The 25,472-nt window shown below is 48.3% G+C and carries 16 protein-coding genes; 3 read left to right on the forward strand and 13 right to left on the reverse strand.

The features are described from left to right. Positions 1-63 precede the first annotated feature (63 nt). The 5 genes from AB432_RS29240 to AB432_RS29260 form a co-directional block, all read right to left on the reverse strand. Positions 64-1,050, reverse strand: coding sequence for a siderophore ABC transporter substrate-binding protein (locus AB432_RS29240; protein WP_048035291.1), 987 nt, complete (start codon positions 1,048-1,050; stop codon positions 64-66). Positions 1,051-1,155: 105 nt separating this feature from the next. Further along, positions 1,156-1,914, reverse strand: coding sequence for an iron ABC transporter ATP-binding protein (locus tag AB432_RS29245; RefSeq protein ID WP_048035292.1), 759 nt, complete (start codon positions 1,912-1,914; stop codon positions 1,156-1,158). Next, on the reverse strand, positions 1,911-2,852 hold the full coding sequence (locus AB432_RS29250; protein WP_048035293.1) for an iron chelate uptake ABC transporter family permease subunit: 942 nt from the start codon (positions 2,850-2,852) through the stop codon (positions 1,911-1,913). Before AB432_RS29250 ends, AB432_RS29245 begins: the two co-directional genes overlap by 4 nt. After that, positions 2,849-3,802, reverse strand: a complete 954-nt coding sequence (locus AB432_RS29255; RefSeq protein ID WP_048035294.1) for an ABC transporter permease — start codon at positions 3,800-3,802, stop codon at positions 2,849-2,851. The genes AB432_RS29250 and AB432_RS29255 overlap by 4 nt, the downstream gene beginning before the upstream one ends. 249 nt (positions 3,803-4,051) lie before the next feature. Then, positions 4,052-4,816 carry a DUF4097 family beta strand repeat-containing protein gene (locus tag AB432_RS29260; RefSeq protein ID WP_048035295.1) on the reverse strand — a complete coding sequence of 255 codons (765 nt, stop codon included), beginning with the start codon at positions 4,814-4,816 and terminating at the stop codon, positions 4,052-4,054. A gap of 199 nt (positions 4,817-5,015) precedes the next feature. Here AB432_RS29260 and AB432_RS29265 point away from each other — a divergent pair, with 199 nt between their 5' ends. Both AB432_RS29265 and AB432_RS29270 read left to right on the forward strand, forming a co-directional pair. After that, on the forward strand, positions 5,016-5,690 hold the full coding sequence (locus AB432_RS29265; protein WP_048035296.1) for a Crp/Fnr family transcriptional regulator: 675 nt from the start codon (positions 5,016-5,018) through the stop codon (positions 5,688-5,690). A 179-nt stretch (positions 5,691-5,869) separates the two neighbouring features. After that, on the forward strand, positions 5,870-6,226 hold the full coding sequence (locus AB432_RS29270) for a response regulator (protein ID WP_007724662.1): 357 nt from the start codon (positions 5,870-5,872) through the stop codon (positions 6,224-6,226). Positions 6,227-6,276: 50 nt separating this feature from the next. On the opposite strand, the gene AB432_RS29275 is transcribed toward AB432_RS29270, so the two are convergent. Continuing rightward, positions 6,277-12,192, reverse strand: a complete 5,916-nt coding sequence (locus AB432_RS29275; protein ID WP_048035297.1) for an AAA family ATPase — start codon at positions 12,190-12,192, stop codon at positions 6,277-6,279. Positions 12,193-12,321: 129 nt separating this feature from the next. On the opposite strand from AB432_RS29275, the gene AB432_RS29280 reads away from it, so the two are divergent. Then, entirely contained in the window at positions 12,322-12,948 is a 627-nt protein-coding gene (locus AB432_RS29280) for a cupin domain-containing protein (RefSeq protein WP_048035298.1), read from the forward strand. Positions 12,949-13,059: 111 nt separating this feature from the next. Here AB432_RS29280 and AB432_RS29285 read toward each other — a convergent pair whose 3' ends face one another. From AB432_RS29285 to AB432_RS29315, 7 genes are all read right to left on the reverse strand, one after another. Beyond that, the gene (locus AB432_RS29285; RefSeq protein ID WP_048035299.1) at positions 13,060-13,794 is read right to left on the reverse strand and encodes an MBL fold metallo-hydrolase; all 735 of its coding nucleotides are present in this window, start codon (positions 13,792-13,794) and stop codon (positions 13,060-13,062) included. A gap of 201 nt (positions 13,795-13,995) precedes the next feature. Continuing rightward, complete coding sequence (locus tag AB432_RS29290; protein ID WP_048035300.1) at positions 13,996-16,494, reverse strand: GAP1-N2 domain-containing protein; 2,499 nt, start codon at positions 16,492-16,494, stop codon at positions 13,996-13,998. Further along, entirely contained in the window at positions 16,494-17,759 is a 1,266-nt protein-coding gene (locus AB432_RS29295; protein ID WP_048035301.1) for a TRAFAC clade GTPase domain-containing protein, read from the reverse strand. The genes AB432_RS29290 and AB432_RS29295 overlap by 1 nt, the downstream gene beginning before the upstream one ends. Positions 17,760-17,771: 12 nt before the next feature. Next, on the reverse strand, positions 17,772-18,407 hold the full coding sequence (locus tag AB432_RS29300; RefSeq protein ID WP_048035302.1) for a hypothetical protein: 636 nt from the start codon (positions 18,405-18,407) through the stop codon (positions 17,772-17,774). Positions 18,408-18,424: 17 nt separating this feature from the next. Next, positions 18,425-19,702 carry a vWA domain-containing protein gene (locus tag AB432_RS29305; RefSeq protein WP_048035303.1) on the reverse strand — a complete coding sequence of 426 codons (1,278 nt, stop codon included), beginning with the start codon at positions 19,700-19,702 and terminating at the stop codon, positions 18,425-18,427. Then, complete coding sequence (locus tag AB432_RS29310; protein ID WP_048035304.1) at positions 19,699-22,047, reverse strand: hypothetical protein; 2,349 nt, start codon at positions 22,045-22,047, stop codon at positions 19,699-19,701. Before AB432_RS29310 ends, AB432_RS29305 begins: the two co-directional genes overlap by 4 nt. A gap of 34 nt (positions 22,048-22,081) precedes the next feature. Continuing rightward, positions 22,082-25,471, reverse strand: a complete 3,390-nt coding sequence (locus AB432_RS29315) for a tubulin-like doman-containing protein (RefSeq protein WP_048035305.1) — start codon at positions 25,469-25,471, stop codon at positions 22,082-22,084. Position 25,472: the final 1 nt, after the last annotated feature.

A 25,472-nucleotide genomic window follows, 5' to 3' on the forward strand; every position in this document is an offset into this window, starting at 1 on the left:
AAAAGGCGACAGCCCAGGGATATCTTAATCCCCTCGGCTGTCGCCACTTCTTTTTCTAGCCTCTTACCACTTAACTTCTTTCAGAACTTCATCTGCCATGCTGCCAGTGGAAACCAATCCACCACCGGAGAGATACCAGTAGTTCGCATCGAGATAAATGATGTTGCCATTTTTAAATGCTTTGGTGTTTTTGATCAGGTCGTTTTCGATCGTTTGTTTTGCAGAAGCAGAAGCGTCTTGGTTCTTGTTCACAACACCGCGGTCTACAACAAACAGGTAGTCCGGATCTTTTTCAACGATGTATTCGGAGGATACGCTTTGACCATGTCCTTCGACTTTAATGTCTTTATCTACAGGAGTGATACCCAACTCCTTGTGAATAATGCCAAAACGAGATCCAGGACCATACGCGCTCAGCTTACCTTCGTTCACCAATACGATCAATGCATTTTTACCGCTAGCTGTTGCTTTTTCATTCACTTGCTTGATAGACGCATCAATTTTTGCCAGCTCTTCGTCTACTTGTGCTTCTTTCCCGAAGATGGTACCCAATGTTTTCATGTTCTCTTTGAAGGATTCCATGTAATTCTCGTTGTCTACACCCATGAAGATGGTTGGAGCGATTTTGTTCAGCTCTTCATATGCAGGCTGTTGACGACCGGAGATGAAGATCACATCTGGCTTCATTGCGTTGATTTTCTCAAAGTCTGGTTCTTTCAAACCACCAACGTTTGTGTACTTTGCATCTTTGAACTTTTCCAGGTACGGAGGAATGTTGGAAGACTGAGCAACACCTGCTACTTCGATACCCAATTTATCCAAGGAATCCAGGACACCGTAGTCAAAAGAAACAACGGTTTTTGGATTCTTTTTCAGTTTTGCTTCACCCAATTTATGCTTGATTGTAATTTCTTCGGATGTTTGTGCAGCTTCAGGTGCTTTTGTCGCATCTGTCGCTGGAGTTGAAGGTGCAGCATTATTGGAGCCGCATGCAGCTGTGAATACAGCCATCAGTACTGCCATAAACAGCATGAGTAGTTTTTTGTTCACTTCTCTCACCTCTATATAGAATTTAAAAGTATATAAAATTATTGATAGCTTGCTGATGAAACCCCCTTGCAGGCCATCAAAATTTTAACGATAGGAAAATAGTTCTTACGCGAAATAGACGCATATTTTGTTCTCGTCAATGTCTTCAATCTGGATATCCATGTCATAGACATCTTTTAGCGTAGATCGAGTAATGATCTCGTCTGTGGTCCCTTCTTTTACGACCTTGCCGTCTTTGAGAGCGACAATATAGTCCGAATAGACAGAGGCAAAGTTGATGTCATGAATAACGATGACAACCGTTTTACCCATTTCGTCTACCAGTCGTCGCAGTACCTTCATAATCTGAACGGAATGCTTCATATCCAAATTGTTAAGCGGCTCATCCAGAAGGACGTAGTCTGTATTTTGAGCGACGACCATAGCGATGTACGCACGCTGGCGTTGACCACCACTCAACTGGTCGAGATACTTGTGCTGAATGTCCGTAAGTTCCAAATAACGGATGGCATCATCCACATGCTTCCAATCCTCTTTTGTCAAATTCCCCTGTGAATACGGGAAGCGACCAAAGCTGACCAACTCGCGAATCGTCAACCGCACCGTAATGTGGTTTGATTGCTTGAGAATCGATATTTTTTTGGCCAGCTCACTGCTCTTTACCTGGCCAATCTCCTGACCCTCGATGTAAACCTCACCTTGGTCCTTTTTCAAAAGACGACTAATCATGGACAGCAGGGTGCTCTTTCCGGCCCCATTGGGTCCGATAAAGGACGTGATTTTTCCCTTGGCAATTTTCACAGAGACGTCTTCCACGACATATTTGCTACCATACTGTTTTGAGACATTCCGTACTTCTATCACGCTTTATTCTCCTTTAACAGAAGATAGATGAAGTAAACCCCACCAATAAAGTTGACAATGACACTGAGTGTTGTAGAAAACGTGAATACGTGCTTCACAATCAACAAACCGCCAACTAGAGCAATCACACTGATTAATGCCGAGCCTGCCAGCAAATATTTATGCTGATAGGTTTTCATAAACTGATGGGCGAGATTCGCAACCAACAGTCCGAGGAAGGTAATCGGTCCGACCAAAGCTGTCGCAATGGAGACGAGAATCGCAATCACGATGAGGAATCGCTTGATGACAAAATCATAGGGAATCCCCAGATTGATCGCCTGATCCCGGCCGAGCGATAATACATCCAGATACTTGATGTAACGCCAGAAGTAAATCGCAATCACGATGACCAACACATAGCTTGTGATCAACAAATCCGTTTTTACATTATTGAAGCTGGCGAACATCTTGTCTTGTACAATCAAAAACTCGTTCGGATCGATTAACACCTGCATAAACGTGGACAAGCTGCTGAACAACGTCCCCAGAATCAATCCGATTAATAACAGGAAGTAAATGTTTTGCCCTTCTCGTCTAAACAAAAATTTGTAGAGCAAGCCCGCAAAGAGCACCATGATTCCCGTCGAGATAAGAAAGTTAACATTGTTGTTCATCAAGGTGAAGTGTGCGGAACCAAAAACAAAGATCACAAACGTCTGGATGAACATATAGAGCGAATCGAGTCCGATGATGCTAGGCGTCAAGATTCGGTTGTTCGTAATTGTCTGGAAGACCATCGTGGAAAAGGCGATGATGCATCCGGTTAAAATAATGGCGAGAATTTCCTTCGCCCGCCGAGGAAGGATATAGTCCCAGTTGCCGCCGGCGTTAATCGTCATGAATATGGCTATTAAAGCAATGGCCACAATCGACAGGGCACCTATCTTAGCTTTCATTGTTCATATGCCTTTCTTCTCATGAGTAAGTACACGAAGATCGCGCTGCCTATGACCCCAACCATCAAGCCGATGGAAATCTCGTATGGATAGATGATAAGGCGTCCCAGGATATCACAAGCGAGTACAAAAACCGCACCAAGCAAAGCGGTATGACCCAAGCTTTTCTTCAGGTTATCCCCCAGGTACAACGTAACCAGATTGGGAATGATCAGTCCCAAAAACGGGATCGCCCCTACCGTGAGAATAACAACCGAAGTAACACTCGCGACGATGATCAGGCCGATATTGACGACCTGCTTGTAGTTCAGCCCGAGGTTAATGGCGAACTCTTCACCCATTCCTGCAATCGTGAACTTGTTCGCATACAAGTAGGCGATAATCACCAGCGGAATGCTTATGTACAACAGCTCGTAGTTGCCTTTCATAATCGTGGAGAAATCTCCATGCAGCCAGGCAGACATATTTTGCATCAGGTCGTGCTTATAAGCGAAAAACGTCGTAATCGAACCGACGATATTTCCAAACATCAAGCCCACTAGCGGAATGAAAATGGAGTCCTTGAACTTGATTTTGTCGAGAATCTTCATAAAGATAAATGTTCCAAGCAAGGCGAAAGCAAAAGCGACGAGCAGCTTGACCCAAGGACCAGCATCGACGAATACCAAAAGGGAAATCAAAATTCCGAATCGAACGGAATCCTCTGTCCCCGCTGTCGTTGGCGAAACGAACTTGTTCCGCGTCAACTGCTGCATGATCAGGCCAACGATACTCATGCTCATCCCCGCGATAATGATACTGATGAGTCGCGGAATCCGGCTGATCAACATGACTTGTACCTTGTCATCCGTGAGATTGAACAGGTCCCTTGGAGATATATTTATCACACCAATAAAAAGTGAAACGAACGATAGCAAAATAAGTGCTACAACCAAATATCTCTTTTTCATCGCGTCCCTACTCTTCTTACGTTTTCATGGAGTAATGTTCCATATTGACTCGAGTATTTACGAGAGAGAATAATTCTCATGATCATTAATAAAGAGATTCATTCTCAATTAGAACTACCTTTGTTATATTAGCACTTCTTTATCGGAAGGGAAAGCTTTTTTTCATTAGTCGGCTAATTTTTTCCTCAACCTGTCAAAATACCGACAAGAACAAGAAAACCGCCAGGGTAAAAACCCTGACGGTCCTGATTATTTGGATGTGTACGAGCCTGTTACGTTTTGAACGAATCGATCTCCGCCCCCGTCATTCTCAATCAGCACATTTCCTTCGACTGTATCAATGACAATATTGCCGCTTTGGTCCGATATCGTAATATCACCCTTATGCTTCTTGATATACATATCACCGGATTGATCGTGAATCGCTACGTTTCCACCGGTATTTTCCATGACGATATCACCTGAATCGTCTTCGATCAGTTTGAGGGCCGACGCGTCCTTGATCTTGATGTCTCCGGACTGATCACGAATCTCTACCTCTCCGTTTGTATTCGTTAATTGAATATCACCGGAATCATCCTCAATCGTGAGCTTTCCCGTTAGATTGGTCATGTCAATATCCCCTGATCCATCGGTAAGGGCTATCGGCATCTGGGCAGGAACGATTACCGTTAGCGTCATATCCACATAATTTAAACCGATATCTGTGTTCACTTCGGATCGTAGAGTTGCCGTATTTCCATCCTGCTCAAGTGTAATGATGATTTCTTCGGGTTTGACATTTTTCGTTTTGATATCAGCCTCTACATGAATCGCGGTTGCTTTTTCATCACCTTTGACGATCAAATCGCCTGAATCCGTTGCAATATTCAACGCCTCGATGGACTCCGCAGGTAATTCAAGCTGTCTCTTTTCTTCTTCGATCTTAATCACGTTATCGCTGATCGTGCATCCGGCCAAGCTGATTCCTACAGCGATTAAACCTACTCCTATCCACTGTTTCATTTGTTTCATCTGGTTCCCCTCGATACTGGTTATTTTTACAAAATAAGTTCTATATGTATCGTAGCAAAACAGCGTAGAAGAGAAATCAGGCTACAGGGTTGTTCTCTCGTCAGTCTGTAGACGGATATTCCATTGTAGAGATCGCTTCTTTTCCCTACACTACAAGTAAGAATATTTCCCCAATTGAGTTGCCTCGGAGGGTAAAACAATGGACTTGAATCGAATCCAATTTGTGACGGATGCTTTTCCGTGCTTTTCCCTTGTTCCAAAAGCCGCATGGCGCCATCCTGACATAACAGTGGAACGCTTTTCTCCCCAGCTTACGATGCAGCAGGGACATCTGTTTGCCCACGCCGCCTTTGTATTGTCAGGCAAGCTCCGCATCTATATCATCAGCGAATCTGGACGTGAGGTTACGTTATACCGGGTACAACGCGGGGGAGTCTGCGTCCTCATGATGGCAAGTATTTTAGGTGAGACGGGCTATGAAGCGTCCGCACAGCTAGAAGAGGAAACCGAGCTGCTGCTTTTGCCTGTAGATGTCTTCAAAGAATGGATGGATCGCTATAAGGACTTGCGTCAGTTTATTTACCGGAACATGATCAACCGAATGGTCTCCGTCACGTCTCTGGTCGAGGATATCGCGTTTAAACCGATCAACGCGCGCATCGCCGAATTATTGCTCCGACGTACTACAGATTCTCGCAATCACCTAACCATCACCCATGAAGCGATTGCTATTGAACTCGGGACGGTCAGAGAAGTAATCAGTCGGTCACTCAAGGAGTTTGAGAAAGCCGGATGGCTTCAGTTAGGACGAGGCCGAATCGCTGCTATTCACCGTGATGCCCTCCAGGAAAGACTTTTTCTTGGTGATTGGTGAGATTGGTGAGTAAGCTAGCCTCCCTATATCACTCAATTACGAGCTGGCATTCGTTTGTTTTTCCGTATGTTCGACTGTACTTTTTATGATCAAATGATTGCGACATTTTTCCTATCAGTGTTATGGTAAAAGTAGACTACTTTCTAAGAATAACGAACCGTTTCGAAACAGGAGGTTTTATGGCTCGTATACTGATAGCAGACGACTCCCTTGTAGTACGAGATTACATGAAAATCATTTTGGAACGGGCGGGCCATCAAGTCATTGCAGAAGCAACGAATGGATTGGACGCCTATCAAAAGTATGCGGCCCACCTCCCCGACGTGGTGACGATGGATATCAATATGCCTGGCATGAATGGCATAGATACCGTCAAAAAAATCATCGGCACCTTCCCCGACGCCAACATCATTATGGTCAGCACCAACGGATTAAAGCCGCTCGTTTTTGAAGCAATCAACGCTGGAGCGCGCCATTACATTCTAAAACCGATCGATGAAGAACGACTTTTGGCTTCCATTACGAATTCTCTTTAGTCGATCAAACAAAAAACTGAGGCACTGTCGCCTCAGTTTTTTCTATGGGTCTAGCGAATGTCTTCCAACGGGATTCGGAAGGTAAAGCAGGTGCCCTCTCCTTCTTCGGTATGGACCTGAAGGGTGCCGCCCAACTGTTCAACCTCTTGTTTGACAATGGACAGGCCAATTCCTCTGCCCGATACGAGACTTGCGTTTTCTTGTACCGTGACATGCTCCGCCAATGCCAGCTTTAGCTTTTCCATATCGCCGCCCCGCCCATCATCACGAATCGTGACGCACAGGGAAGTATCCTCTTGCCAAAGGCGGCATTGAATCTTGCCGCTGCGTTCTTTTCCGCATGCCAATCGTTCTTGCTCTTCTTCCATTCCATGATCGATCGCATTGTTGAATACGTGAACCAGGCTCCGCGCAAAATTCTCGAATCGCTCCGGATCGACCAGTACTTCTTCAGCATCCCACTCGACCGGATCGATCGTCTTATTCAGACGGATGGCGAGCTCACTTACATAGTCTTCATACCGGGACAACATGTCCTTCATCGGACGATAGCGGAGCTTGCGAATACGTTGGAGCAGCTCCTGCTGAGCTTCCCCCTGTATCAGACTGGTGATCTCATGCTCGAAGCTTTCCCACCGCTCTTTTGCAATGGTGTACACATGCTCGTTATGATCGAGGAACCCGACCCCGAGCTTGTGCTGCATGATCGACAAATCTTGTTGCATCGCAGCTTGAACCTCTGCAAATGACTGCTGGGCGCGCACATCCTCGGCGGACAGGTGTACTTCGGACTTTGCCCATTGAATTAACCACGACTCCAGATCATGCAGCTTTTGCGGTGTATGAATCAAGTGTAATTGACTGAAGTCACCTTTAAACTGATGAATCTGAGCGACCAATTTGAATAGTTTCTCGGAATCCGCCATCTCTTCTTTCAGGACCCGCTTCCACCCATCCTCAAAGAAAGCGTCAAAAGCCCGCAGTACCTTTTGGAAGAGCGGGAGACTAATCGCTACCGTTACGACCATATTCAACCTTTGCCATTCTCGCTCCATCTTTGATTTGAGCGCCCGCTGCTCACTCATATCAGTCAGAATCAGCATCAACCCCTCTGGCGAATCTCGCCGATCTTCATATATCGGCTTACACGCCAGCTTCAACGGCATTTGATTGATCTGGATTTCTGTAGGAAACAGACTGAGATACAGCTCTTTTTGCCCTTGGTCTTTTGCTCCAAAGTACTTTTCCAAAAGAGATTCAATAAACACGCGGTCCTCAGGGCGATCTGGATATAACAGCTCTGCGACCGATACCCCAGCCAGTTCTCTGCCAAAAATCCGGAGACATTCCCGACTGTATTCGGAATGGACCAGCAGGTTTTTGGAAAAAGAAAGGAAGCCTTGTCCCGCATTGTTTAACAGATTTTTATTCGCCTGTAAAAGTGCCTGAATCTCATTGGTACGCTCTGTCACAATCTTTTCCAAGGATTGATTCCATTGCTCCAATTGATGATACAGTCTCGCATTTTCAATAAAGATCGCAATTTGCGAGAAAATCAGTCTGAGCGGCTCTGAGCGTTTTTCGTTGAACACATGTGTCGTCTCGTTGTTCTCCAAATATATGACACCGATCATTTTGCCTTGCTGCCATAGCGGGGAGCATAGAATCGATTTCGGCTTGTGCTTCGCGATGTACGTATCGCGGAAAAAGACACCTTCAACCGAAGCATTGTGGAGCACCAGCATCTCTTCTGTGCGAATGGTGTAATTCACAACGGCGACAGAGAGCATCCCGCTATGCTCATACGGGACAGACTGCATGATCTCCACGTCCAAATCGACAGAGCCTGCCGCTTCGATGAGCCAGTCACCATCTTTTTTCAGCAGGAGGATTCCTTTCTCCGCACCTGCATTGCTCATCACCGTGCGCAGCATCGTCGCCAACAGCATTTCCAGGCGGAGCTCGCTGGCAATCGTTTGCGACGCCTTGATGACACTCATTAAATCGACAAGGTCTGCTGTCTGGTCAGTCGTGGCAATCTCGGCGGAAGCTCCCATGCTTCTTACCCGTTGCAAAAGATAAGGGTACCGTTCCCCAATCTCTCGTGCCTTGGCGACCGCTCCCCAAAGCATGTAAACCTCGTGCGCCTCTGTCATGTATACCTTCGCAATCGTTTCGAGTCCGAGTGCCAAGTAATGCTGGGCAGCCAATTCATTTGCCATAGCCTCGTTTTGCAAGAAAACATCCTTTTTGGCGAGTTGAACCGCCTGTTCATAATAAGGACCTGCTTCTTGTTTGTTCTCAGTGACACGCAGCCACTCAGCATACATCAGCAACCACTTGTGCTGAAAATTTTCCGGGCATTCGTTTGCCCACGTCTTCATCTTCTTGATATTTGCTTTGATTTTTTTCCCATACTTCGATTTTTCCTGTCGGCTGGCGTTCTCATAGAGCCCTGTTAATGCCAGTGTTTGCATAAATACTTGTTGGCTGACAAGAACTTGTCCACTGACTGAATCCATCCATTGCTCCGCTTCAGCCAGCAGCTCGGCAGCCTCCAGGTGGTTCCCGTACATGAGATGAACCATCGATTTATAGTAGTGGTACATGTACCGCTTGTAGCTGTTTCCTTCTTTTTTCAGGTGGCTTACATATGTCGTTTCGTCAAAACCATCATGGCAAAACGCCGTTCGTTCATCGTCGGACCACCGTGTAAAGGTATGCAGCGCCTGGCGCAATAACAGAAGCCGATCATCGTGATCAACGACCTTGATTTGTTGAATCATATCGCTGTATTCCTCGATTTGCTGCTCCAATTCTTCCACTGGCACACCGCAGTAGAGCATGGCTTCCAAAAGCCCATGGGCATTGTAAGCAGCATAAATGTTGCCGCCACCGTCCAAGCCGAGCTGAATCGCTTTTTTCAGGAGAGGGATATTCGTTCGTGCATGCTCGCACCAGTGATTGATCAGTAGGGCAAACGCGCCATACGCCTTCGTCATGGCGATCGGATCGGCGAAGCTGTCTGCTACACGGCAAGCCAATTGCCCAAATTCGTAAGCCTCTCGATAATTTCCGAATTGAGCAGCTTGTACGATCCCGTAACCGGTATAGCCGTTTGCCGAGGCGACCGCGTTTCCGTGCACGAGCGACAGATGAAGGGCACGCAATATCGTTAAAGCAAACCAATTGAGATTAACATAGTAAGCAGATGGCCCGGCGTAGCTGATGATGCTCATCGCCATCTGATAATTTTCATCCGGAACATCCGGCAAATACAGCAGCTCATCTATTTTCCGACCTTTGAGGCGGCGTTTGATGTGAAACATTTCCTTAATGATATCGAGCTTGCCAGGCTTTTTGGGAATCGGTACGCCCAATAACCCCAAGGCTTCGCTTGCGATCTCCATGACACGCGGAAATTCAGCCAGTCGTGTATACATGCGAATTTCCATTTCCAAAATGCGAACGCGTTCTCTGTCTGTTTTGGCATGCTGCATCCCGCGTTCAAACAATTGTTTTGCCTCATCCAATTGGTTACAGAGGTACGTCGTCTCCGCAGACAACGCACACAGCTCCATGGTCAGATCATGATTGTGCTGCCAGCCCTCTTCCCCGACCAGCTCGAGACCACGTTGGAAGTACTGCAACGCGGATTCAAATGCCGCAGAGGATTTCGCTTTTTGACCCGCGAGCAAATGACAATGCGCTACATGAATGCGCTCCGCCTGATCCTCCAGTATCTCTTTGCCCCGATACATATGATCGCAAATTTCGAACAAGAAGCCAGATTCGCTCCCTTGGGACATTTCCCACATCATCCTGCCCAGCTTGACGTGAATCTGTCCTCGTTCTTCCTCTGCTAACAACGAATAGGCGGCCTGTTGAATGCGATCATGCACAAAACGGAAACGAATCCGCATCTGAGACGCCACTTCTTCTTCCACGAGCGCAACGTAAGTCAGATATTCCGCTCCTTCAATCGGATAGATGAGACCTTCCTCAATCGCAGGCCGTATATGCTGGATGGCTTCTGACTCCGTTTGATTTCGTGACTTGGCTATCAAATGAAGCAAAAACGAGTTTCCCAGACAAGCCGCATAACCGAGCTGCTTCTGAGTGGAATCAGGCAGTCTTCTCATTTTTTCTACGAGAAAATCTGCCACATTTTCCGTAGTACCCAGCTTCTCGATTTCGGCCAAATCCCATTGCCAGTTCTGTTCTTCTCTCTCATACCACAGCAAGTTCCGATCATACAGCGTTTTAATGAATTCTCTTACATAAAACGGATTCCCGGCTGTTTTCTGCATGATAATCGTAACCAGCGGCTTCGTCATCTCCGGATCACTATGCAACGCATCCGCCAGCATCGCATTGAATTCGGGGTCTCGAAGCGGCAGTAACGTAAATTGGCGCAAGATGCGGCTCTTGATGCCTGTCTCTGTCAAAATGGCAATCAACGGATTCATCGTACCGCCATCATGCTCACGATAAGCGCAAATCAACAGAAAATGACTAATCTGCATATCCGCAACCAACTCTCGGATCAGGAAAAGCGAAGAAGAATCCGCCCACTGCAAATCATCCAGGAACAAGACGAGTGGATGGTCTGGTCGCGCCCAAATCCGAATAAAGCGTTGCATCACCCATTGAAAGCGATTTTTTGCTTCTGCTGCCGGCAGCTCAGGTACGGCAGGCTGTTTGCCGATAACTGTCTCAAGCTGTGGAATGACATCCACGATCACTTGACCAAGTCCTTGCATGGCGTCGAGTATCATCTCTCGCCAAGCGAGCAGCTCGCGTTCATGACCTGCCAAGAGCTGCTTGATCAAATCCTGAAAGATTTGAATGATGGCCGAATACGGAACGGCCTGATTATAATGGTCGAACTTTCCTGAAACAAAACGTCCCCGGCCTCTCAAAAACGCTTTTTGCGCTTCCAGCACGAGCGCAGATTTACCCACGCCCGCAGAGCCACTGAGGAGAACTATCCTCGTAGCGCCGTTCGTGACTTGCTCAAATGCATCGATGAGCATTTGGATTTCCTGCTCACGTCCATACAGCCTCTCTGGAATCCGCAAGTGATCGGCACGGTCTTCTAAAGCAAGCGGAAAAGGCGTAATCAAACCGTTTTGTTCAAGTTGATCAAAGCAGCGCTGTAGGTCTGCCAGCAAGCCAGACATGCTAAAGTAGCGATCCTCTGTATTTTTTGACAGACACTTCATCACAATGTCCGATAGAATCTCTGGAACGGATGGTTTTACACTGGAGGGAGCGAGCGGCTTTCTCGCCATATGAGCATGTATGAGTTCAAGCATGTCCGAAGTTAAAAAGGGCAGCTTTCCAGTCAATAACTCGTAGAGCGTGACACCAAAAGAATAAATATCGGAGCGGTAATCGACGGTGCGATTCATCCTCCCCGTCTGCTCCGGCGAGACGTAGCGAAGATTCCCCTTCCATTCTTTTGGATTCATCACACTTTGGTATTCTTGGTGGCATTTCGTCGCCAACCCAAAGCTAACAAGCTTTACCTCATAGGTTTCAGGATGAACCAGGATATGATCGGGATTTACATCCTTATGAATGATTCCGTGCTGATGGATTTCCTTCAAGCAGGAAGCCATGCGGACTGCAATGAAGAGCATCTCCTTCAGTGACAGTCCTTTCATTTTCATAAGCAAGGAGAGCGGCACTCCCCCGAAATCTTCCGTGATCATTATGGTCTCACGGTTGTGATTAACGAGTTCGATGATCGTTTCCACTGCATTGGATTCCAGTGATTGAAGAATGCGATATTCATGCTTCAGTTTCCACAGAGATTCCTTATGGGAAGGTCCTTCCATCGGTACTTTGAATAAGACAGGGAGATTGTCGTTATTTCTGTAACCCCGATAAATTCCCAATTTTGAATGAGTGGAAATCAACTCTGCCACCCTATACCCTGGAACCACGATCATGCCGCTCATACTATCCACTCCATCTTTAGGTAGAACATCCTATCTTTTTAATTGTTGCCCCGGAACAAATAATCTATATTTAATCTATATTCTGTCTTAATATAATCTCTTTTTACTATTTTTCAGGGAGGTATAGTTTTGTCAAATCTAAGTCGCAGTGTAAGTAACCCGCACAATAATGAAGTGGTCACCTTTTTAAAGACAACGGAAGAAACGAATGGCGAATATTTGTTATTCCGTACCGATCTTCCACCGGATAACGGGATTTTTCTACACTATCATACAAAACTTGTCGAAACCTTTGAAGGTGTAATTGGAAATTTAGAGGTAACTATTGATGGAAAAAAAGTAATCCTGAAGCCGGGAGAGAAGCTAACCATTCCGACAGACAAGGTTCATGGGTTTCACAACCCCTCTAACGAATTCGTGAGCTTCGATGTCGAAATCCGACCGGCAGGTACTTTTGAAGCGTTTGTCCGCTGTGGATACGGGCTCGATACAGACGGGCGCAGCTTTTATTTGCCGATTATCAAGCAAAATATCCCAAAAAATATTCTCCTCTTGGGAACGATCTTTCAGATGGGGCAGTTTTATCTCCCAATCATTCCGCGCTTCCTGCAAAAAGGCATGTTCGCTGTGTTCGCTGCACTGGCTCGTTGGACAGGCTCAGATAAATCGCTGGAAAAATACTACAAAGCCACTCCCACTGCACCAGTCTCTCATTCCGAAATCGAGCAAACAGCGCAAAAGACCTTGCAAGGATAAAATGGGAAAGACACCATTGGGATTACTCCAGCTTGGTGTCCTCCACGCTTCTTATATCCATATATTCCAACCTGGATTCGTTGTTTTAACGTGTAAGCTCAGGTAACTACTTCACCGTATCAGAGCATCAAGCTGCTCTTGCACGTTGTTTTGGCACATGCCTCCATGATAACAAATGATACTATTAATTTCCAAGTTCTCGAATTTTTTTAATGAGTTTACTGCTATTTCCATATCGAGAGTGTTTTGCGGAATCGGTCCTCGTAGCGCTTCGTTCATGTACACCATAGCATCGCCTGCTATCAAGGTCTTGCTATCCTGTACATAAAGGCTGATATGCCCCGGCGTATGTCCGGGAGTATGAATAATGCGAATTCCCCCACAATACGGCAGAATCTCTGCATCTGCCAGCGTCTTGTGCACCATTGCCTTTGGCGGATTTTCGCAAAGCCGTTGCAAGTACTCGCGTTCCTTTTCAGGCAACATCGCAAGTAAAGGGGCCATGCTTTGGGGGTTTGCTTTGAGGAGAGGGCGTGTGCCTTCAATATACGGCTGATCTAGCTCATGCGCGTATATTTCAACCTGTCCGCCAAGCTCACGAACGATTTCTGGAAGACCGCCGATATGATCAACGTCTTGATGTGTCAAAATGATAGCCTGCAAACGCTCAGGGGGGATGCCAGCACGGCTCATCTCCTGACGAATGGTCTCCCAGGAACCAGGCATTCCTGTATCTACTAATACCGCTCGATTATCATCCCAAAGTAAGGTGGGATTGATCACCATCGGCTTGCCAAATGCCTCTCCTTGCAACGGAATCATTTTCACACCTGTGTTTGCTTTCATACGCTATTCCTCCTCACACCATTTCATCGCACAACTACTTTTTATCACGGAGCGAGGAGTTTTTTCAACATAAAAATATTTAATTATAACACAAATAAAAATATTTGTCAACATGTTTTCGAGACATCTTCTTGTACAAAAAAGACCTCCGAAATACGCGGTCGCTCCTTCCCAAGCAGACCGCGTTGGCATTCTATTATCTTAGGGTGTCGTTGTCTGAACAGGCTGCCCACCCGTTGGTGCATCTTGGCTTTGCTCCCCAAGAACGCCACGGACAGGTTGGATGTCAGGCTCGTCCACCATCAACCGATAAACCGGTACGAACACAGCCGGTGGGCGGATCGGCTCAGGCTGCGTTTCAGGTGGCTGCACGTGCGTACTCGTACCTTCCCAAACCATATAGCCTCCCCATGCTCCGGCACCTAGCAAGACAACTGCGCTGGATATCACCGTAGCTTTGTGCCGAAACAGCTTCACGAGCGGATTGGCCGTCTCGCTGCGTACCTCGTCCAAAAGCTTGCGGAAATCTGCATTTCGGATCGCATACCACCGTTTTCGCCATTCTTTATCTCGCAATCTCTTGCCTTTCTCCTCAAGGAAGAAGGCCTTTAACGCTTGTCTGTATGCAGGCAGCAAATACTTTCCTTCGAAAAACATCCGCTGACTCATCGTCCATTGGATAAAGGACAGTGTAACGGCTTCCCCACCATTTTGCTGAACATACTCCAGCAATTCTGCAAACTGAAAGCCTTCCTGACCAAAATGATCTTCCCGGTAAAAGACCAGCGGCACCTGTGGGAACTCGTCAGCATGGAGCGGTTTGCTCAACATATTCTGGATCATTCTTTGCTGCACGGAAATCGCTTCCCGATCCCATTTTCGGAAAAACTCTGCCGGGTGTGGCGTGCTTCTCTCTTCGTGCAGCTTCGCCAGATTCATGAGCATTTCTTGCTTGTGGCGACTCTCCATATCCAGCGTTCCGAAAAAGCTCTGTGGCTTCTCCTCCAAGAGAGCGATGAGAACTTGGAAATCATCCTTGGATAGCGTGTCCAGCGCAACGAGCTTCATCAAGGACTTGTCCAGCTCGTCCAACAGCTCATCGGCATAGCTACGTGCCCCATCGATGTTTTCAAAGAACTGGTGGATGGTAATGGCGGCAGCGAGCTTTTTACGTTCACGCGTAAATAGACGCAGAACTTTCTCAGTCGTGGTAGAAACAAAAACAGCATTGCGCATAGCTTGTGGTTCTGTTTCCGTCCAAAACCGGATTTCCTTCAGCATCTGGTCCAAACTGGTCACGGCGGCTACCCGCTCGGTCATATAATCCTCAAAGAGCGGCTTCACCAACTGCGGATAGCCGAAAATCGTGCGCATCATGAAGCCAAACAGCTCCCGGTTGTTGGACAAATGCTTGTACACCTCTGCCACATAGCTGCTCTGTCTTGCGGTCTTGGCTTTCATCAACACGTCCATCAAGAAGCGGATCAAATCCATTTGCAGGCGTTCCTGCCTGATGACACGGTAGGATTCAATCATTTGCTTGATCGTCTCGCCGTCAGGCAACTGTTTGGACGAAAGCGCCTCTACTTCGATCCGCATCAGCATTTCCTGGAGCTCGATCAGCCGTTTCTTGCGGGTCAAGCTGCTGTGCCCCAGATAGCTGTTCAACGCCTGCCAAACGCCCGCCCGTTTGCTCTCATACACGGACGTTCGTCCCTTTTCAATCAAATACAGCGCGCACAGCTCGTAGTACGTGCGAAGGTTCATGGCCAGTGCATGATCTGCTCCAGCCAGCACTTCCTCACAAAACTCGTGAAACGCATCCAGAATCCGTGGCTCATTCACATACTCCCAGGCAAAGTCGAGGTATTCGTGTCCTCCGTCCTGCAAATCGACGTTCTGAACGCGACCAAGGGAGAAGTCGAACAAAAAGTCTTTGTCGCTGTGCCCGCCGCCTGGGCGTATGCTTCCTTTTTCCACGAACGTGACGTGGATATGCTTCTTGCTCTGCGGCTCGTTGCTAAAAGTGAGAAAACCAAAATGTCTGCGCATCTCATAAGGCAGACAACTGTACAAAATCTCCAATAATTGAGCAGCACTCTTGGATGAAGCACTAATATCCACATCCAGGCTGATGAACACCTTCTTTTTCGCTGCGAGCGAGGACATCACCGCAAAGAGAAGCTGTTTGAATAAACGCTGATCGACGCCCAATTGCCCAAGCAACTGTTTTCGGTCTTGCGACAAGCCTTTTTCAGAAGGGATGTCATCGACGGCAGGAAGCTCCTTACCCGTTGCATCGTCGTGGCGATCTGCAAAAGTGCTCACTCCGAAGATTTTGCCCGGGTTCTTGATAAACTCATCCCGACGCTCAACTGGAATGACATAGTTGTGGCTGAAAAACGTATTGCGCTGCCCAGTAAAGTCCGCTCCGACAAATACGCTTCTGCCGAGAACCAACTCTCCCGATTCGGCCTGGAAGCTGACGAGCGCCTCCGGAAAGAGCGCGAGGTTGCTTTCCGCCCGCTCTTGAAGCTGTCGCGGCGCGTCGTACACGCAAAACGGATGGAGCGCCTTTTTGATGAATTGGTTATCCAGCCCTGGCGTTTTGGCGACAGTATCGTATCCTTCGTTCGAACGGAAAACCCCTTGTCGCCCGCGGGTGTAGTACTGCTGCAAAATGGGCTGACGGTTGCTCACTACCGCTCCCTCCCCTCGATGTAATCAAGCTGGTGCATCAACCAAATAAACGGTTCATCGACGCGAATCGGCGTCACGACACCACTCACCCTTTGATTGACGGGATTGCTACCCAGCGCAGATACAGCGAAATAGGCCGTATTCGTAAAGTAAACATCCAACGCGTCTTTAAACGGTCTATCCACCTTTTCGATGAATCGGCGAATTTCCCCATCAATGTTCTCGAATTCAGTTGTATTTAAATATTGTTCATGGACGAAATTACGGAAAACGTTGCTGTTGGACTTGATATATTCGCCATCGTCTTCCTTGATCAGATGAAGCATGTCGCTCTTCGTCAACACGACAGCAGTCGGAATATGTGTCTTGCTCTGCTCCTGGTAGCCGATAAAGTTCTCAAACAGTGTAATGACGACCTCACGCGGCTCGTCGTACCTGGCAGTGAATTCCCCTGGCTCATCCCCTGCTTGCAGCATGACCCGATCGCGAATTGTCTTGATTTGCAGCGGATCGACCAGGAACAGGATGCCAGACGAGTTTTTCACATGCGCCGCATACAGCTCCAAATACTCGCGGTCGACCATTCCCTCGCCTGCTACGTCGAAAAACACCAGGATCAATGGCGCCTTGTCACTATCCTTGAAAATGAACTGGAAGATAAACGGCTCCTGTCGCTTTTCTTTTTGCGTGGAATCGAGCAACTGTCCGCGTTCAAACAGGGGTGCCTCATAGTTCTCCCGGAACTTGCGGCTAATCTGCGCATTGAGCGGCATACACGCTGCATCGAAGTGATTCGCTGTCGTGTTCTGCAAGGTATGGATCAATGAGGTCATGTAAACGGACTTTCCGACTTGAGACGCCCCGACAATCGAAATAATGTTGCTCGGCGCTTTACCCGCCGTAATCGGCAGCTCGTTGTGGCATTTCGGGCACAGTCTGCGCTTGGAAACCATGCCATATCGGTCGGTCACACCTGCGAGGACGTTATCAACGTACAAATGGTTTTCCGACGGGATGGATTCCGGATCGATCACTGCTTCCAGCTCATCGATGGCATCCAGTCCGAATTTATCCCGGTATGCATTAAGAATCTCATCCTCCTGCAACGCGTAGTCTTCGTCATCCTGACGATGATGTGTGGCACGGAAGACAACTTGGTCCGGTCCGTATTTGGCGAAGCAGTACGGGCAGACAATATCGTAAAAAGGAAGCCGTTCCTTGACCTGCGGCTTCTTTTCAAACATGTTTTTCAAAAACGACAGCATGGCTCTTCCCTCCTATTCAGGAATCAGTTCGTACATTTCTCCGTATTTTTTCCCGTCCGTAAAAAACAGGCGGACGACGTCTTTTTTCCTGACCTCAATCTCCGGCATCAGATTGACACCGGGCTCGAGATCGCGAATGAAATTGTATCGGGTACCATCATCCTTGTGGGCGGGAGGAGAGCCTTCTTTTTTGACGTAACAGAGTACGTCCCGCGCGATCGGAATCTCTGAAAAAATGCGTATCTGCAACGATTGATGCTTGCTAAACCAGCTTCCACCCCGTTTGAACGAATAGTAGATTTTGGCCTTTCCTGTGCTGACGTGGATGACATGGGCATCCCCGTCTGGCAGGAGCAGAATCGGCTTGCCATTTTCCAATCGGCAAGGAAAGATGCGGTATGTGTACCGGCCGATGCCGTCTGTTTTTTCCCGCAAGCCTTTGTGGACTTTGTATTCCTCTCGGGTATACAGCTTGAACTGACGATCATCCAGCTCGTTTACGTCAAAAGGGGCGCCAAACTGCGACTTGTGCACGTACACACACGGAATATCCTGCGCCCAATGCCAATTGAGTACGTATTCGCTCCCTTGATGCTGGCAGGTGACGTCCTTGATGAAGGTTTCTGTTGTTTCCTCCCGATTAATCATGATTCATCATGCTCCCTTTACAGATCAAACCGCTTGTTGCTCTGGTTCCCGGCGTCCAAGGCACGGGGGCTTTGTCTGGTGTTCAGTCTGCGCTTCGCAAAAGACGATCCGCCACTCGTGGAAGCTGGCACAAAGAGAGTGAACAATGTCAGGATGACGGCGAGCAAGGAGCACGCCAGCAAACGTACCACCATATCGAGCAAGTTGATCGACGACAGACCCATTTCCAAAACGAGTCCGGCTAACAGTCCTGATACCGCCCCGCCAATCGTAAAGCTTTTGGCCAGATGACGATTGTCAAAAATCAGACCCAGCGCCAAGCCGAGCAAAGCACCGATGATCAGAACACTGACCACACGGGTAATAGCGTAAAACATGCTTTCTTCTGTCGCTCCTGTCCGCTCAGAAACAATATTGCGGTCTGTTCGACTCATATCGTAAATCTGACCAAAGATTCCTGTCATTTGGTCCGCGTGTTCAACATTGAAATAGCTGCCGCCGGTCTCAGCAGCGATCTTTTGCAGCAGCGCCGTTCCATCTGCATCGATTTGGCTCATGCCTACCGTATGGACAATCACCTGGTTCTGCTTGTATGGCGCGAGTGCGGCTGGGATATCCAGATCGCTATAGCCGTCTGACATCAGCACGACCGTACTGTTTGTCATTTGGTTTGCCTGGAGCTGATCCAGTCCCGCTTGCAGTGCCAGGTCGATCCGGGTGCCTCCATCCGATCGTGGATATTGGAGCAGCTTCTTCACAACCTCATCCTTCGCAGACTGGCTACTCAGATCGGTGAGGGGTTGCAGCACATTCGTTTGATCGTGAAACGTAACCACCGCTATATTCATGTCACTGTCCATGCGCTGCACCATGTCGGCTGCTGCTTTGAACAATTGGTTATCCGGGTCAGACTGCTGCATGCTGCCTGACGTATCCAGAACCATGACAATATTGTTGGCCCCACTGGCCTGTTGAAACGATGACCCGTACAGCAACTGAAGCAAGAGCGCCACTACGCCCACCATCAAAAACGTGCTGGGCACGAGCATTTTCCAGGAAAACCCCAGATAGCGTTGCTTCCAGCCGTCTCCATTCAATCGTGGCGAGATCATTTCCGCAATGAGGCACATCAGTCCTACGAAAAAGGCATATTGACCAAAATAAAGTCCCATTAACAACCATTGCGGTATTTCTCCGGACAGCTTGCCGAGCATGACTTCCCCGACCAAAAATCCGATCACGCCACCTACCAAACTACAAACTAGCATGAGTAAGCTTACCCTTCTCTGACTCATGATGACTCATCTCCTCCCACGCGGCGAAAGACAAACCCGCTGTCCTCATAGGAAGCATGGTATTTCTTGTTATTGCGGTAAAACATCAACTCTTCCATGCCGAATCCACCCATCAGGTTCATTTTTTCTATCCCGCTTTTTTGTTCCTCGTGGATGCAGCCCAGCTTGTAGGTTCGTGTGCTCTCATCCTTGTGCAGCGCATACTGGACGAAGTCGTTGTGAATATCGGCAAACAAATACTTCTCCTCATAGCGATGCTTTTGCAAAAAATGGAACACTTCGATGTGAACCGCTGCACGCTCTTCCAGCACCAATGCCAGATCGAGGAACAAATCCTCCTTCGTCAGCACGGTTCGGTTATCATAAGCAGCCCCGACGTTGGCACGCGCAAGCAGCTCCGCCTCAAAAGATAAAGCAAATGGCGCACGGGTGAGAATCTCGTTCCGACAAAATTGACACAGCCTCTCCACGAGTCCAGCGAGTCGATTCCCGCTGAGCAGAGCGCCGCTGCCAATATACCGTTGTTCCATGTAAAAATCACTGCCGCGCGAAGCTTCCAATGACCGGATCGTTTCATGGACCACCGATTCGTAATATTCGTCCACGTTTTTACCCAAGTAGTCAGTCGCTTCTCGAACGCTCGTCTTGGCGATTTCCCGCAGTTGCTTATGCAAGGCTTCCAGTTGCTCGACTTGCTCACCTAACTGCCGATGAATCTGCTCTGCCTGTTTCTCATAGCTCACAAGGATCGAGAGCATCATCTCCCAATCCAGCAGCTCCAGCTTTTTACCATAAACAGCGTCCAGCAAATGACGAATGAAGGTCCGCACACGCTCCTTATCCCGTGTGAAAAACCCTCCTACGCGAATGTCCTGCCGATCCACTCTCTCTTGGTAGAGATCGACCAGCTCGGCTTTTATCTGTTCAACCTGTCGAGATGTCTCGCGAATGCCTGTGCGCAGCTCATCCAACAGGTTTGCTCCATTGGCGTGTTCGGCTGTGAGATAGTAAGCCGCATACAGCCCAAGCCGTTCATCCTCGATGACTGCTTTCTGAATCAAATCAGCCAATGACTCCTGAGACAGCATGTGCTCCAGACGTTTACGCGCCCCGGAAACGACATTCGCCTCAAAAAAGGCTTGGCTGCTGCCGTCAAACAAAGCCAGCTCCGCTTCACGCATATTCATACTGCAAAGCTCGCTGTAGCTCATGCCAGAGGTCATAAGCCCCGTCATTTCCTCCAGAATATGATCCTCAGGGAGAATGCCAGCCAATTTTCGCTGCAAATCATGTGCAGTCAATCCGAGCTCCTCTCTCGCTTTTGTTTTCGGTAACACCTCGCCATCCTGGAGTCGCTCCCAATAGCGGTCAAATACGGCAGAAAGCACTGTCAGCGCAATTGCATGAGTCGGTCGCTTTACTTTGGATAGACCTGCCGATGCAAACTTGGTCTGCCCGTGATCGACCGTGATGCTGCGCATAAATTGCAGCTTGTTATAGCCATCATTGCTTTCATGGAACTCCGACTCTACCTTTTTGTTGTTCAACAGCACCAGCTTGCTGATCAGCTCGTAATTTTCCTGCATGTCGCCTTCGATAAACAAGCCATGCTCTGTCTTGTCACTCAATAGATACGCCAGCGAAAATAACGGTGCGTTCACATGCTCCACAGGCAGTTTCACGAGATCCTCCGTTACCAACAGATTCGCTCGATAACTGTAGTCGCTTCGCTGATAGCGATTGACCTCTTCCAAAAAGCTGACCGAGAGCGCTGTCGTGAACCCGAATGCTTCTCCGTTGTTCTTTTCCTGTAGCAGGACGTACAGGTCGACTGATACGTTTTTAAACAGCTCGTTGAGGTAGCTCTTGAGAAGCAACGTGAGCTCTGGCAAAAGGATCGTGGCAGGGTCATCCGCCCTTGCCACGACGGCAATATTGACTTGCTGAAAAGCAGTGAACAACTTGCCCATTTCCGCTACCCGCACGCTTGCCAGCTTCATCACCTTGTTCAATTCCATGGTGACAGCTTCATCAAGTAAAAAACGCTCGTGAATCGAAGTACGCATTTTTTTCTTGTCGGCATCTGCCTGCGGCAAGCGGCAGCCGATTACTTGCGGATGCTCCCACGTTTTGTCCTGATACGCATGGACATAAAGAACACCGTGACCATTTTGCCAATTGCGCTCGTTGTGGGCACGAACAGCTTGCAGTGCCTCTACGCTCTTATCCCCGAGAAAAAGGAAGAGCACGGGGTTTTGAATGCTTCGCTGTCCGTTTCCGCTATCCAGTTGTCTTTCCAATTCCGTAACGTATTGGGTCGCGAACTCTCCTATCAAATCCCGCATGCGTCCTCCTCGATTATCAAACGATCGTGATTGTTTATTGCAGCGTCTTGCGCATATCGTTTACTTTTGACCAAACCTTTTTGTAGAACTGGAACAGCTCTTCACCGTTTACGTATTCGTCGCGGTCGTATTCCAGATCATTTTTCGTTTCTTGGAAAGCAGATGCGATTTCTTCGAGTTTTGCCAGCAACTGCTGCGTATCCTCTGCTGAAGTCATCGCGTCACTGCGTTTTGCAGCTTTGCGCTGGATGGTTGCCATGCTCTTGTGATCCAATGCGCGGTATTTTTCATAGATCGCAAATTCAACATGCTTGTTGACTTTCATCAGGTTGATGAACGGCTCCCACGCATCTTCTTCCTCATCCTTGTCGTAGACGTAGAGCGCACCGCGCTTGCAAATCGTCCCTGTGTAAAGGGCTTCGATGAATCGGGTCACCAGCTCTTCTTCGTCCTTGATGGCACCTACAATCTGCTCCAGCTCCTGGATTTTGGCCTCGATTTCTTCGTATTTGCGTACTTCTTGTTCGATCAGGCGAATCTGCTCTGGATAGCGAATCAGGTTTTCTTTTGCCATCTCTTCATTGATACTGCCGAACACATCACGCGTAAATTCTTGCTCCAGACCATCTTTCATGAAGCCTTTGAGCTCAACCAATGCACGCTTGATCTCTCCAGGACTCAGCTTGGTCGCGTCTCCTTGTGCTTGGTGCTTAGCCAAGAAAGTGGCCAGCGAGAACGGCTTCGTCACGATGGATTCATAGCGGTTGCTGGTCTGGCTGTCGCTGCCTTTTTCGCGGATGGCTCCGTAGCGCACCGCACGGTCAAACAATTCGCGTACTTTGGCGTTGTACGCTTTGATCCGTCCGTTTTGGTACGTATCTCCCCACGATTTTTCCGGAATAGGCGATGGGAGGTACGTCCAGTTGTTCTTTTCGGTTTGAACGAGGTGGCGTCCGATACCCTCTCTGTCCAGAATTGTACGTTCGTAGCTTTCCTCGTAGACCTTCAACGGTGTGTAAGCGAACAGTGGAACACCGTTTTTCGTATTCAGCCAGAAGATGCGGTTTTTGACTTCGCTTTCTTTGACGGTAAAGCGCGATCCGCTAATCGCTGTATTTTGATAGTTTTTAATCCCCTTCAAGATCGATGGTGCCTTCAGGGGCACGGATACAAAGCCCCAGGAAGGGAAGTGCATATTGCCGAGATTATTGCTCAGATGGAAGACCGGAATCGCCTCTTCATCCAGCTTGCTCGCAATCTTGCGCTCTACGATGCGATCGAGTGTCTCGTCCTGACCGTATTTGATCACGAGGAATTCTTCCATCGACTTGGTGATCAGCTCACCGAACTTCTCCGAGAGGAATTCGGAAATCGAGCTGACGATATCCAGCTCCTGCTCTTTGACCCACTGATCGGAATGCCGCAGCAGCTCGCTGGTGAAATCACGGATCAGGTCATCCGCCTCTTTTTGCTCCAGGATGTTGCTGACTACCTTGGAGATATCCGGCACGCTGACGATGTTCCAGTAGTATGTCTTGTTGCCAGTGCGGTCGCTCTCTTCTCCTCCGTTGATCAGGATGTCGCCGTTTTGCTCGAAAATTTGGTTGAGTGCGTTCAAAATCTCAGTAAATACGTTATAAATGCGGTTGTTTTCTGCATTCAACAAACGGTGCAGCTCTTCGTAGAATTCGATCATTTGCTCCAGCTTTTCCTGATCAGCCAGGAGCTGGTATTCGTTGATCTTCGCTTCGATGTAGCTGTTTTTCTTCTTCTCCTTGGAGATGAAAGCACTGCGGGCATCGCCCAGCTTTTCATTCGCATTCTCTCTTGCGCCCTCGATCTCAGGCGGGAAGCTCTCCAAATTCGCCTTGAGGCTCTCGATGTAGGAGAGGATCATTTTCATCAGGCAGTAGCCTTTGTCCGAATGAATCAGACGGGACGCATAGAAAGGTCCTTGCTGCGGGTGCAGGAATACACGCGTGATCATTTCGCCAAAAACAGAGATCATGTCGCCTGGCATCTGCTTTTTGGACTTGATGTACGCTTCGCGTGCTTTGGCGAGATAGCCTTGCTCCAGCTCGTGATCGATGCTCACGACTTGCTGAGTGATCACGTTGCCGTAGTTCAGACGTTCGCTGTTCTCATAGCCTGGCAACGGTTCAGGAACGCGCTCCTCGAACTTGCGAGAAATCGAGTCGATGTCGATTCCGAGCTTGCGGGCGAATTTCTCCGCATCTTCTTGCGTTGGTGCTACCGTGAACATTTTTTCCATCTTTTTAAACAAGCGATATGCCAAGTACGTTGTCATCTCTTCGATCGGCAAGACAGCAGAGGAAGCACCGATGACGTTGTATTGGTAGTTGGCTGCGTACGCTTTTGGCATCTGGTTGATGTTCGTACGGATGTTGCTGATATAGTCGTGGATCGCAAACTCTTCACCCGAGCGCTTTTCTTCGCTCGCCATGAAGTTCGTAATGTTCTCCGCGGTTACGTTCATGCAGTAATCGTAGGCGTTTTCCAGTGCTTTGCCTTCCAGATTGGTCGCAGAAATCAAATGGCACAGGTTGAATGGTGGCATTGGCGATTGCACGGTAAGTACATTGCCGTATTGCTGGCGGAAACGCTCATTGCGCTCATCCGCATTCATCCAGTAGTCCAGCTCTTTTAATGCCGCGTAACCGTTTTTCATGATGTAGTCGCGTGTGTGCGAGCTGAGGCTCTTGTTCGAAAGGTTGACGTCAGGTGTGAACAGGTAGCCCAACGTATTCACCTTGTCTACCCCTGCACTGCCAAAGTCGCGCTCCAAAATGCCTCGTACGATATAGGCGATGTCGAGGAAGCAACCGCTCCCCGTTCCCCCGGATAAACCACTCAGGAGAAATACAGTCAGCTTTTTGTTCGTGCCTTCGCACAGCATCTTGACCTTTTTCTCAATCGTTTGGACGACTTGCGTAATTTTTGTAAAGAGAAGAAGTCGACCTGCCTGGCGTACACCCGATGCTCCGCTGATTCCGTCCGTAATCGTCAGCTCTGGCGAGAGCCAATCGGTGATGTACGGCTCCAGAATGCTGCGATTCTGCAACACACCGCCGATCTCAGGATTGGACAGGAGTACGAACTCCGTCACTGGATCGAGCCCGATGCCCTTGTACTTTTTGTTGCGGTCATGCTCGTTCGTTTCAAACGCGATAAATTCAATATTGTCCGGCTTTTCCTTGCGCTTCTTGGAAAGCTGGTCAACCGGCAGCTTGAAGCGTCTGTTCACTTGGTATTTCAGGCGCAAAAGCGCGTCAATTCCTGTACCGCCAAGACCGATAACGAGCATCGGGTTATCGATTGTATCAACGCGAATCTTGTCACTGACGATTCCTCCGCCGAGGGATACGTCCAATTGTTGAATGTGTTCTCTCACGACTGCTTTCATA

It is taken from the genome of Brevibacillus brevis (assembly GCF_001039275.2).
In the GTDB taxonomy this organism is placed as follows: Bacteria; Bacillota; Bacilli; order Brevibacillales; family Brevibacillaceae; genus Brevibacillus; species Brevibacillus brevis_C.